At 40.2% G+C, this 13168-nt stretch carries 8 protein-coding genes; 4 read left to right on the forward strand and 4 right to left on the reverse strand.

Going from position 1 to position 13168, the window contains the following annotated elements; translation table 11 throughout:
- Nucleotides 1-114: 114 nt before the first annotated feature.
- Nucleotides 115-2754, reverse strand: coding sequence for a cation-translocating P-type ATPase (locus OS138_RS03140; protein WP_104765311.1), 2640 nt, complete (start codon nt 2752-2754; stop codon nt 115-117).
- Nucleotides 2755-3372: 618 nt separating this feature from the next.
- Nucleotides 3373-4404, reverse strand: a complete 1032-nt coding sequence (gene queA, locus OS138_RS03145) for a tRNA preQ1(34) S-adenosylmethionine ribosyltransferase-isomerase QueA (RefSeq protein WP_325069701.1) — start codon at nt 4402-4404, stop codon at nt 3373-3375.
- A gap of 192 nt (nt 4405-4596) precedes the next feature.
- Here queA and OS138_RS03150 point away from each other — a divergent pair, with 192 nt between their 5' ends.
- From OS138_RS03150 to OS138_RS03165, 4 genes are read left to right on the forward strand one after another with little or no spacing between them, the layout of a single operon-like run.
- Nucleotides 4597-5772: a betaine/proline/choline family ABC transporter ATP-binding protein gene (locus OS138_RS03150; protein WP_002294192.1), complete on the forward strand. Its 1176-nt coding sequence runs from the start codon at nt 4597-4599 to the stop codon at nt 5770-5772.
- Nucleotides 5773-5775: 3 nt separating this feature from the next.
- Nucleotides 5776-6417 (forward strand): ABC transporter permease, encoded by a 642-nt coding sequence (locus tag OS138_RS03155; protein WP_086324363.1) that lies wholly within the window; start codon nt 5776-5778, stop codon nt 6415-6417.
- Nucleotides 6414-7331, forward strand: coding sequence for an osmoprotectant ABC transporter substrate-binding protein (locus OS138_RS03160; protein ID WP_086324362.1), 918 nt, complete (start codon nt 6414-6416; stop codon nt 7329-7331). Before OS138_RS03155 ends, OS138_RS03160 begins: the two co-directional genes overlap by 4 nt.
- Nucleotides 7328-8005, forward strand: a complete 678-nt coding sequence (locus OS138_RS03165; RefSeq protein ID WP_325069702.1) for an ABC transporter permease — start codon at nt 7328-7330, stop codon at nt 8003-8005. The genes OS138_RS03160 and OS138_RS03165 overlap by 4 nt, the downstream gene beginning before the upstream one ends.
- A gap of 97 nt (nt 8006-8102) precedes the next feature.
- Here OS138_RS03165 and OS138_RS03170 read toward each other — a convergent pair whose 3' ends face one another.
- Both OS138_RS03170 and OS138_RS03175 read right to left on the reverse strand, forming a co-directional pair.
- On the reverse strand, nt 8103-9926 hold the full coding sequence (locus OS138_RS03170; RefSeq protein ID WP_325069703.1) for an APC family permease: 1824 nt from the start codon (nt 9924-9926) through the stop codon (nt 8103-8105).
- Nucleotides 9927-10278: 352 nt separating this feature from the next.
- Nucleotides 10279-12984, reverse strand: a complete 2706-nt coding sequence (locus OS138_RS03175) for a YhgE/Pip domain-containing protein (protein ID WP_010727997.1) — start codon at nt 12982-12984, stop codon at nt 10279-10281.
- Nucleotides 12985-13168: the final 184 nt, after the last annotated feature.

The following is a 13168-nucleotide window of genomic DNA, read 5'->3' on the forward strand; positions in this document are numbered from 1 at the left end:
AGGTAGTAAAAGAAACATTCAGCCCATTAGCAAAAAGGAGGTGTGACAACATTTATGTCACACCTCCTTTTTGTATAGTTCCAGTAAAAAGAAAATCAACTTAGAAACAGTTGATCATTCCTCTTCTTCTGCTTCCGGTAATCGATGGAACTTGATCAGTTCATTGACCGCGATTGGTACGATAGACAAAATCCCTACCAAGAACCAGTGATTCAAACTGATGTGTACTAGGCCGAATAGTTCTTGCGTAAATGGCAGCAAAGCAACAGCCGTTGTAATAGCTAATGCCAGTAACGCCATTTCTACCAAAGCTTTATTGGTTGCTAAATTAACTTTGAAGATCGATTGACTGCTGCGTACATTGAACACATGCAAAATCGATGAATAAGCTAAGATCAAGAATGCAACAGTTTGACCGACATGCTGACTTGCATCTACCCATGGGCTAATAGTATCGACATAACTACCTAAATAGTAACCAAACAGCGTTACGATGGTGAAGACTCCTGCGTTTATGGCGATTTTTTGCAATAAACCTCGAGCAAAGATCCCTTCGTTTTTCGGAATAGGAGGCTGATCCATGATGCCGTGTTCTGCTGGTTCTCTTCCCAAAGCAAATCCTGGAAGACCATCGGCAACTACATTGACAAACAGTAGTTGCACAGCTGTGAATGGCGCTCCCCAGCCTAACAGCATCGCAATCAAAACAATAAAGATCTCCGAAATATTACAGCTTAGCAAAAAGTTGATAGCTTTACGAATATTCTGATAAACCGAACGACCTTGACTGACAGCGTCTACGATCGTCGCAAAGTTGTCATCCGTCAGAATCATATCTGCGGCACTTTGCGCCACGTCTGTTCCTGTGATCCCCATAGCACATCCGACGTTACTTGCTTTCAACGCTGGTGCATCATTCACACCATCACCAGTCATCGCTACGACTGCACCTGTACGTTGCCAAGATTTGACGATCCGGATCTTGTCTTCTGGCGTTACCCGAGCATAGACAGAGAGAGCTTTGACACGCTCATCTAATTCTTCGTCTGATAATTGATGCAGTTCTGATCCTGAAAGTGCTTCTGACGGATCATTTAAGATACCTAATTCTTTCGCTATGGCACTGGCAGTTACCACATGATCTCCAGTGATCATGACTGTTTTGATGCCAGCCTTTTTCGCTCGCTTGATTGCTCCTTTACTTTCTGGACGTGGTGGATCGATCATTCCGATCAGACCAATCAAACGTAAGTCTTTTTCCAGTGCTTCAGAAGAAATATCTTGCGGTTCTTCGTCATAAGTAGCATAACCAACAGCAATCACTCTCAGCGCCCGTTTACCAAAGCGATCATTGACGATCGCTGCTTGTTCTACATCGCCTGAACTAAAGCGCGGAGCAAGAACATCGAATGCTCCTTTGGTGATTGAGATGTATTTTTCACCCATTTGATGAACTGTTGTCATCATTTTTCGTTCAGAATCAAAAGGAAGCTCGTTTACTCGTGGATATTTTTCTTCTAATTCTGCTTTTGTATGATAATTCTCTTCAACAGCCCTAACGATGGCTACTTCTGTTGGATTACCTTTGATAACAAGGTCGTCATCTTCTTGCTCGACCGTCACATCTGTACATAGTGCAGCCATTTTCAATATTTCCATCGCGCTGTTCGTCATTGAGTCTTCGATATTCGTTACTTCATCTTCTTTGCTCCATACCCGGCGGACGCGCATTTCATTTTGTGTCAGCGTTCCTGTTTTGTCTGAGCAGATAACATTAGCGGTTCCTAGCGTTTCAACTGCTGGTAACTGTCGGATGATCGCATGTTTCCTCGCCATCTTCTGCACACCGTATGCAAGTGTCAACGTAACAATAACAGTCAAGGTTTCCGGTACAGCTGCAACAGCCAAGGAAATCGAAGTCATGAACATCTCAAGGAGTGGTTCTCCTTGCAGTTCACCAATCACAAATACTAAAGCCGCAGCCGCTAAAGCGATCATACTGATTCGTTTGCCTAGCTGATTCAATCGGACCTGTAAAGGTGTTTTTTGCATAGTATTTTCGTTCAAAAGATCCGCGATCTTACCCATTTCTGTAGCCATACCAATGGCAGTGACGATAGCTTTCCCACGACCTGCAGCAACCGTACATCCTTTAAATACCATATTAAATTGGTCACCTAATGGCTCATCTTCTTCAGCAATAAACGCTGCATCTTTTTCAACTGCTTCACTTTCTCCAGTCAACGCCGATTCTTCTACACGTAATTGTGATGCTTCGATCAAACGGGCATCGGCAGAAATAGCATCACCGGACTCTAAAACAAGAATATCACCCACTACCAGTTGCTCTGACTCAACAGTGGTCACTTTGCCGTCTCGTATGACAGTTGCCGTTTGTTTATTCATATCTTGCAAGGATTCCAGTGCTTTTTCTGCGTTTCCTTCTTGGACAATCGCCAATACCGAGTTGATCACAACGATAGCGATGATCAGCAGTCCTTCAAATAAATCCCCATGTTCTGTAGCAAATGCGGTATAAAAGGAAATCACCGCTGCTACGAGAAGGATGATCGTTGTAAAATCCGACAAGCTTCGAAAGAATTTTTTGATCATCGATTCTTTCGGCGCCTCATCGAATTTATTCAATCCCTGCTTTTTTCGCCGTTCATCCACTTCTTGTGAAGACAACCCAGTATCTGGATCTGCTTCTGTTACCTTCTTTACTTCTTCTATTGTCTGCTTGTATTCTTCCATCCTATTCCTCCTTTAAAATCTTCGTACAAAAAAAGGTACTTATTTTACTATAACATCCTTTTTTTATTTACTTCAAATAAAGGGCTTATCGATTATTTGTTAAGAAAGCGTAAAATCTAAAGTGTTTATATTTGCAAACGCTACCAAAGGATGCTATTATATAGATGTAAGGAAGGAGGATACCATCAAATAGACAGAAGAATTTCTCGATAGAACAGTGTAAGCAAACAAAGTTGTTAGAAGTACAGGTTTCACCTAGACATGCGTGTAGAGTACAAACCTATAAATAGTGAATGCGTATGGATGTTTGGATCACGGAGTATCCGAAACAAGAAGTAATGCGATACGTAACAATTGAATAACGTAAACGTCTGAAAATTGAATAGGAACAAGAGATGTTTCAAATGTTGAAGATGTAACGAAAACAAAATTTTTGTTTAACATGAAGAAATTCAACACCGTGCTTTGCATGTATGATGGAAAGTTACAATCATTTCTGTTTATTTGAATCCTTCCGAGGTACAAGAAAGCCGAGCTTATAGAGAGCTCGGCTTTTTCTTTGTCATAAAATCTTTGTAAAGTTTTTTTGTTATTCAAAACTAGCGGCTTTTCATAACCTTATTTCACGAACATCGCATCTCCAAAACTAAAGAAACGATAGCGCTCGTCAATCGCATGCTGATAAGCAGATAAAGTCAATTCTCTTCCTGCAAAGGCACTAACTAACATGACTAAAGTTGATTTTGGCAAATGGAAATTAGTTGAGAAAGCTTCTACCACTTTGAATTCATAGCCAGGCGTAATGAAAATATCAGTCCATCCGCTGTCTGCTTTGATTTCTCCATTAAATTTCGTTCCAATCGTTTCTAATGTTCGAATTGAAGTTGTTCCGACAGCCACGATTTTCCCGCCATTTTTACGTACTTGGTTCAATCGCTCAGCTGCTTCTTCCGTCAAACGGTAGAATTCACTATGCATATGGTGTTCTTCAATTTTATCTACGCTGACAGGTCGGAATGTACCTAACCCTACATGTAGTGTCAGATAGACTAATTCAACACCCTTTGCTTCGATCTCATCAAGTAATTCTTTCGTAAAATGCAATCCAGCTGTTGGCGCTGCAGCAGAACCATTTTCTTTCGCATAGACAGTTTGATAGCGATCTGGGTCTTCCAGACGTTCTTTGATGTATGGAGGCAATGGCATTTCTCCCAATGATTCAAGAATCTCTAGAAAAATTCCTTCATACTCAAAGTCAATGATCCGTCCGCCGTGTTCCAATTCTTCTTTCACTACTGCTTGCAATCTTCCATCACCAAAAGAGATTCTTGTCCCCACTTTGGCACGTTTCGCAGGTTTGATCAATGTCTCCCACGTATCTCCTTGTGTATTCGTTAGAAGAAGGACTTCTAAATGCGCACCAGTATCTGGTTTTTCTCCATATAAACGAGCAGGCAGAACTCGTGTATTATTCATAACTAGCGCATCACCAGGGTGTAATTCTTCAATGATTTCATGGAAATGTTTATCTTCCATCTCTCCAGTTTTCCGATCCAAAACAAGTAAACGAGAATGATCGCGGTCTTTTAATGGTGTTTGTGCGATTAATTCTTCCGGCAAGTCAAAATCAAAATCTTCTGTTGTTAACATATCGTCACTCACTTTCTATCATGTGCTTCATCATTCTATCATGTTTTTCGTTCTGTTGGCAAAATCAGCACTTTTTCACTTCTATTTTTTGTTTTCCTAAATAAAAAAACTACCCTATTTGTATTTTCTCATTGTTTTAGGCATACTAGTAATAGATAGTTCTTCATTGAAAATAGAAAAAGAGGTGGCACCATGATTGAATTTCAAAATGTGTCAAAAATTTATAAAGGTGGAAAAGTCGCTGTAGAGGACGTCAATCTTTCATTTGAAAAGGGTGAGTTCATTTGTTTTATCGGTACGAGTGGAAGCGGAAAAACGACGACGATGCGGATGATCAACCGAATGACTGATCCAACACAAGGGAAAATTTTGATTGATGGAAAATCCATCCAAGAAATTGATCCAGTGGAATTGCGACGTCAGATCGGCTATGTTATCCAAAGTATTGGATTGATGCCTCACATGACGATCCGTGAAAATATCACTCTTGTCCAAAAATTGTTGAAAGTCAGTCAAGAAGAACGGAATAAAACAGCTGAAAAAATGATTGATCTTGTGGAATTGCCCCGTGAGATGTTAGATCGCTACCCACATGAATTATCTGGTGGGCAGCAGCAGCGTATCGGAGTCGTTCGTGCCCTTGCAGCGAATCAAGATATCATCTTGATGGACGAGCCATTCGGTGCGCTTGATCCCATCACTCGTGATTCTTTGCAAGACCTTGTCAAAGATTTACAAGAGCGCTTGGGAAAAACGATCGTATTTGTAACCCATGACATGGATGAAGCGATTAAGCTAGCAAGCCGTATCGCCATCATGAGTGAAGGCCGTGTGATCCAATTTGATACACCAGAAAATATTTTACGTCATCCTGCAAACGATTTCGTAGAAGAGTTGATTGGAGAAGATCGCCTACTACAAGCCAAGCCAAATGCGACAAGAGTCGGCGAAGTTATGCTAAATACAGCAATCACGATTACACCGGAAAAATCATTACAAGAAGCAATCAAACTGATGAGGGAAAAACGTGTAGATACGTTGTTAGTTACCGATAATTCGAATGTATTAAAAGGATTTATCGATGTAGAAACGTTGAATAAAAAACGAGGAAAAGTATCCAGTGTCGGCGACATTTTGAATAAACATGTTTTTTACGTAAAAGAATCCGCCTATCTTCGTGATACCTTGCAACGCATTTTAAAACGCGGGCTGAAATACGTGCCGGTCGTTGATGAACAGAACAAAGTCGTAGGTATCCTGACTCGTGCATCATTAGTGGATATCGTCTACGATGTGATTTGGGGAGAAGATCCCGCAACTACTGATGTTGCAGAGTCAGCTACTCCTGAAGAATCTAAGGAGGTCTGACCTATGCAGCAGTTTTTCCATCAGCACGGTTCAGAAATTCTCTCAAAAGGTTTTGAACATCTTTATATTTCGGGACTTGCTTTGATCATTGGTATCATCATTGCTGTACCGCTTGGTGTCTTACTGACACGTTTTCCAAAAGCTGCCACGATTGTGATTGGCTTAACCAGTGCCTTGCAGACAATCCCTTCTCTTGCTTTATTGGCATTGATGATCCCGCTATTTGGCGTAGGTAAATTACCTGCGATTATCGCACTCTTTATTTATTCATTATTGCCGATTTTACGTAATACGTACATTGGGATGAAAAATGTCGATTGGAATTATCGGGATGTGGCAAAAGGCATGGGGATGACTGAGTTCCAATCCATTTTTTCCGTTGAATTGCCCATTGCTATGCCAACGATCATGGCTGGTATTCGTTTAGCTGCCGTTTACGTGATTGCATGGGCTACACTTGCCTCTTATATCGGCGCTGGTGGTTTAGGCGATTTGATTTTTAGTGGACTGAATAATTACCAACCAGATCTCATTTTGGCAGGTACCATTCCTGTAACGATTTTAGCACTCTTGTCTGACTGGCTTTTAGGTATTTTAGAACACCGCCTGACACCGATTGCACTTAGAGAGGAGAATGAAGAATGAAACGTATATTAATAATGACCATAATACTTTTTTCCCTTCTTATACTTGCGAGTTGTTCTTTCCCTGGACTTGCTAGCAATACAGATGAAGACACCATTTCGATCACAGGTGGAATCACTTCAGAAGCACAGATCTTAGCAAGCCTAGTTGCCGGAATGGTTGAACATTATACAGATAAAAATACCGCAATCATCAACAATCTGGCTACCACAACTATCAACCATCAAGCGATGATGAACGGAGATGCTTCAATTTCAGCGGCTCGCTACACAGGAACAGATTTAACGACTACATTGAACCTTCCTCCTGAAAAAGATCCGAAAAAAGCATTTGCTACCGTGAAAGATGAATTTGAGAAAAGATACGATCAAACGTGGTTCCCGTCCTATGGTTTTGAAAATACGTATGTCTTTCTTGTTCGAAAAGACACCGCACAAAAATACCATCTATCTAAAGTCAGCGATCTGAAAAATGTAGCGGATGAATTAGTAGCTGGTGTAGATACTTCTTGGATCAATCGTAAAGGAGACGGTTATGACGGCTTCCAAGAAACTTATGGCTTCTCCTTCAATTCGATATTACCTATGCAGATCGGACTTGTTTATGACGCAGTCGAAGCAGGAAAAATGGATATTGTTCTTGGCTACTCTACGGATGGACGGATCGCCAGTTATGATCTAGTCATGTTGGAAGATGATCGTCAATTCTTCCCACCATATGATGCTGCTCCAGTTGTAGACAACAAGGTATTAGCTGATACGCCTCAATTAAAAGAAGCCTTAAATAAGTTAGGTCATACCATCAGTACGGAAAAAATGCAGGAATTGAACTACGAAGCAGATAATAATCTAGTGGAACCATCAGTAGTAGCACAACGTTTCTTACAAGAAAACCACTATTTTGAAGGGAAGTGAAGCAATTGGATAAAATGAATGTCTTTCAACAATTTTTCTATTATTTCCAGGAAAATGGCTCCTATATCTTTGCACAATTTATCCGTCACTTCCTGATTTCTATCTATGGTGTCCTCTTTGCAGCAGTTGTCGGGATTCCGGTCGGGATCATGATTTCTAGGAGACGTAAATTAGCAAACTGGGTGATTCGTTTGGCGAATATCATCCAGACGATCCCTTCTCTAGCCATGATCTCCATTTTAATCATCGGATTAGGTCTGGGAGTCAATGTCGTGATTGTTACTGTATTTTTGTATTCCCTCTTACCGATCATCAAGAATACGTATACCGGGATGATCCAAGTAGACAAAAACATCCTTGATGTCGGCAAAGGCATGGGGATGACTGCTAGACAACGACTATTCATGGTAGAGTTACCACTCTCTGTTTCTGTTATCATGGCAGGCATAAGAAACGCGTTAGTTGTTGCCATCGGGATAACCGCGATCGGTGCATTCGTCGGTGCTGGTGGTCTTGGAGATATCATTATCCGAGGAACCAATGCAACAGATGGCACATCGATTATTTTAGCAGGTGCTTTGCCAACTGCATTAATGGCGATCATCACGGACTGGATTTTAGGTATTTTGGAAAGACGGCTAGATCCAGCTTCAAAAAAATCGCAGACAGAATGAATCAAGACAAAAAAAGGTCGTGGCGCTTGAGCGCTACGACCTTTTTTATTTAAATGATATTCAATAAACTACTTTGTGTCCCAGATTCTTGATGGACTTATTTCTTCAAATGGTAGCTATAGGTGCTGACAACGATATTTTCACGCCAAGACAATCGCAATCTTAACCGAAAACTTGTTTGGTTATGGAGAATATTCTGCCAGCGTCTGTTTGGTACAAATTGAGGAATCAACACAGTAGTTGTATAGTTTTGTTTCGCTGCATTTTTACTTACAATATCTACATAACGGATAATTGGATTTTCAATCGAGCGATAAGAAGAGTGGACGATTGAAAAACGGACATCTGGGAAATGCTTTTTAAATTCTGCTTCGATTTCTTTTTCTTTTTCGACATCTTCGTCTAGCGAAACATGCATCGCAACGACATAATCACCGATCGAACGTGCGTAATTCAACGCACCGATATTTACCCGTGTCACATTCCCGACTAATACAAGAACGGTATTCCCGTCATAATCATGTAGTTTTGCATCATTTTCTAAACGAAGCTGTTCTGCTACTTTTTTATAATGATCATGGATCTTATAAAAAATGAACATAACGATTGGCATAATGATGAAGAAAGGCCAAATGTCCCCTAACCGATAGACAAACAAAATCGCAATGATTGCATATGAGATGAACGCACCTGTAATATTGGCAATCGATTTGCTTAACCATCTTTTTCCTTCTTTTTTCCATTTGACGACCATCCCTGTTTGAGATAAAGCAAATGGAATGAACACGCCGATAGAGTATAACGGAATCAAGCGTTCTGTTGAGCCATGGAAAATAAACAGCAATACGATCGAACCTAGCGCTAGTGTGATAATCCCATTGGAATAGCCTAGTCGATCCCCACGATCTTGATACATGTGAGGCATGAATTTATCTTTTGCCAGATTGTATGCAAGAACTGGAAAAGCAGAAAAACCGGTATTGGCAGCAACTGCTAAAATCAGCGCTGTAGCAAATTGAAGGACGTAATACAAAATACCATGTCCAAAGACAGCTTTACCGATTTGAGACAAAACAGTGACTTCTTTTTCAGGAACGATCCCATACCAATAGTTGATAAATGTGATCCCCACGAAGAAGAAACCTAAGATCAATGCCATCATCGTCAACGTAGCAGCGGCATTTTTTGCTCTTGGCTTCTTAAAGAATGGTACAGCATTACTAATCGCCTCCACCCCAGTTAAAGAGGAAGAACCAGAAGAAAATGCTCGTAAAATCAAAGCGATAGAAACACCCGGCACAGCCGCTCCTGGAAGTGCAGTAGCTTGCAATGGCACAGCACCTGTCACGATATTATATAAACCAACAACGATCAGTAACGAGATCACAAGGATAAATGTGTACACCGGAAATAATAGGAACGATGCAGATTCCCTCAGCCCACGAAGATTCAGCATCATCAGTAGCAAAACGATTGTCACAGAAATAGCGACTTGATGACCGTAGAGTGCTGGCACCGCTGATGTGATCGCTTCAGCACCTGCTGAGACAGATACTGCTACTGTCAACATGTAGTCGATCAATAAAGAGCCACCGGAAATCAAGCCAGCATTCTTTCCAAGATTCTCACTGCTGACGACATATGCTCCCCCGCCATGAGGATAAGCATGGATGATTTGACGATATGATAGCGTTAATGAAATCAATAAAATAATAACAAAAGCGGCAATGGGTAGCGAATACCAGATGGCTGCAGCAGACAAAGCGACTAAAACGACAACGATTTGTTCCGTACCATATGCAATAGATGATAACGCATCAGACGACAATAATGCCAAAGCAGCAAATCGGGTTAATTTGTGCTCATCATTTTCAGCAGATTTTAAAGGCTTACCTACTAACAACCTTTTTAAGTAATCCAATTTCTAAACTCCTTTACACACAATTTTACTTCAAGTTTTATAGTCGAAAATTTATAGTAAACAAGATGTTATAGTACGCTCACTGACCTTAAAAGTCAATAAACTTTAAGAAAATAATTGGAAAAAAACAGAAAAATATCAAGCGCTTTTTCAAACGCTTTAATACAGCAAAAATCTAACATTTTTTTATGGGCTTTTTCTTTGAATTCTATAATAAAAGGATAGAACTTGACTTAGAAAATCAAGTTCTATCCTTTTTGATATCTTAACTTTTGAAAGAGAGATGTAAGGCTGCTCTCTACCCATCATTCTTACTACTCGAAGCATAGCGCAGTTGTCACAACCTCTTTTTTTAATGAAAAATATGGCTCTCATGCGCCGCTTCTTTGAATTTCGTCATTTTTTCTTCGATGAATGGATAGATTGCCGTTCCTACGATTCCAAAGACAACAAACAAACCGATCATGATCCAGATTGCTTTCGTAGCATTTGGCCAATAAATTCCTCCTGCAGATTCCCGTAACAAGTTTACCGCATGAGTAAATGGCAAGAACGGATTGATCATTTGGAAGAATTTCCCTGAGACTTGGATCGGATAGTTCCCGCCTCCGCCAGAGATCGACAGTACTAAGATGATAATAGCGATCCCTTTACCGACATTATCGAATAATGCAGCCAAGACATAGACGATCATCATGAACGCTAAGGCGATCAAGACAGCAAATGACACGCTGTAGACCGGATTTTGGACATCTACTCCTAGTAAGAAAATATTCCCTAATGTAACGATCAAGCTTTGCGCAATCGCCATTGTCAAAAATGTCAGCATACGAGCAACGAATTGTTCTCGTTTCGTAAAATTGTTTCGGTCTTTCTTTCCTAAATAGTATTCTGTCGTAGCAACACTTGAAAGAAGAACAGCGCCGACCCACAGACATAGTGCAGTATAAAACGGGGTGCTAGCTGAACCGTTATTTGCGATTGGATAAAGCGCATTGGTTTGTAGCTCAACAGGTTGTGTAAAGAAGTCACTTTCTTTTGTTGCATCTAGTTTCAATAATTTGATGACTTCGCCTAGATCGACTTCTTGTTCGCCTTTTCGGATCGCGTCTGCTGCTTTTTGGATACCAGCTTTGATATTTGGCCAGTCATTGTTGATCAAGTCCGCAGCAGCGTTCACAGCTGTTTCGACTTCTGGCATTTTTTCATTTACTGTTGTCAATGTACCGGTGATTTCATTTTTTAGTGCTGGCCAATCATTTTGGATAAAATCAGCGGCCAATCCTAATTTTTGCTGAAGGATCGGTAATTCATTGTTGTATAGGTCTGCCCCTTCATTGATGCCATTGACGATGGTATCCATATTTCCATTCAGCATTGTATTGGCATCATGGATTTCTTGTCCAATTGCAGGCATTTCTTTTTGATATTTTTCTAAAATTGCCACTGCATTCGTTACAGTTGCTTTCGTTGAGCTTAGCAGAGATTCAAAATCGATCTGGTCCGCTTTGCTTAGCGCCCCTTGTGCAGTCCCAATCGTATCGATGACTTGGTCTAATAGAGAAGTGACAGTGGAACTGATTTGACCTGTATTGATACCAGCAATGATGCCATTGATATTATTAACAACGGCATCAATTTGATCTAGCAATTCATCAATAGCCTTCGTGTCTTCATTTTGAACAGCTGTGTTCAAAGCAGATAGGCGGTTTTGCAGATTGCTTAGCAAGGGTTTTAATTGATTTAGCTGATCAATAATTGGCTGCAATTTCGTATTTCCAGCACTTGTTTGCAATTTAGTCAGGAACTCGACCAGTTTATCGATTGCATTTTGTTGTTGAGATATTCCGTCAATAAAGCCGTTCAATACATTGCTGATGTTTTTCTTTTCATCATCAGTCAGCTTACCATCTTCAATAGCTGTTCTTACAGTATCTATTAACGAACCTGTCGTTGTTGCCACTTGTCCAATTGACTTCAATGTGACATCTACGCTGTTTGTGATGCTTGGTATCGCATCTTTCAGCTGAGAGGCACCTGATTTTGTTTGGTTTGCTAGATCACTTGCCTGATTTTCTAAATTTTTCACATCTGGCAAGATATCCTGTACTTGTTGGATGATCGTCAAGCCTTGTTTTGCTTCATCGATTCCTTGGTTCATTGTCTCTTGGATCGAAGCAAAATCGCCGTCGATCTCTGCTAGTTGTTTACCGGCATTTTGGATCTCTGGGATTTTTTCTTGCAAATCAAGGATGATTTTTGCTTGGTCTTTCAACTCAGGCATTTTGTCATTCAATGCAACGACTTTTTCACCCATCTCATCTACTTTAGGGATGTAATCCACGAATTCATTTGCTTTATTCAGTTTTTCCTTGATTTCAGGTAGTTGACTTTGTAATTCGAGGACTTGTTTTGTGTAGCCGTCGATCGTGTCCAAATTTTCATCTGTTGATAAAATCATATCTTTGACTTTATTGATACTTACTAGGTTCGTATCGATGTCGTAACCTATCTCATTGAATACTTTCAATAAAGTCGAACTGGCTGTTTTGATAAATTCATTTGTGATTTGCGATTGGATCGAACTTGCTCCTTTATCGGTGATTTTCGGTGCAATCGCATTGATTTTTTCATTTACTGTATATTCGATTTTTGGTTTCTTGATATCACCACTAGTAAAACTCAGCAGATCTTCTGAGAAATCCTTTGGCAAGTAAATACCTGCGTAATACTTTCCGGAACGGACTCCGTCTTCTAATTGTTCTTTTGAATCAACGAATTGCCATCCTAATTGTTTATTTTTATGAAGCGATTCGATGACTTGCTCCCCAATGGCCACTTCTTTACCTTGAAACTCTGCTGGCTTGTCTGCACTGTAAACAGCAATTGGCAGCTCTCCAGTATTTCCATATGGATCCCATAATGCTTTGATGTTAAACCACGCATATAGCGAAGGGATGATCATGATCGCGATGATCAGAAGTGTTGCAATCGGGTTTTTGAAAATCCGTTTCCAGTCAAGCAAATATAATCGAAGCGTATTTTTGATTGACTGCATAGTTCTCCCCCTTCTTCTTTTTTCAGCTGAATTACTTTACCATGTATTTCATACTTTTTTCAATCGGCTTTTTTCAAAAAAGTCGAATTTTTGGACATATCACGGCAATTGTCTCATTGTAATCTCTTACATATTGAGAAATAATTAAGGATTACAGCCTCTACTTTATCATGAAATAAAAGGG

It is taken from the genome of Enterococcus sp. E5-37, from assembly GCF_035726925.1.
Taxonomy (GTDB): domain Bacteria; phylum Bacillota; class Bacilli; order Lactobacillales; family Enterococcaceae; genus Enterococcus_B; species Enterococcus_B faecium.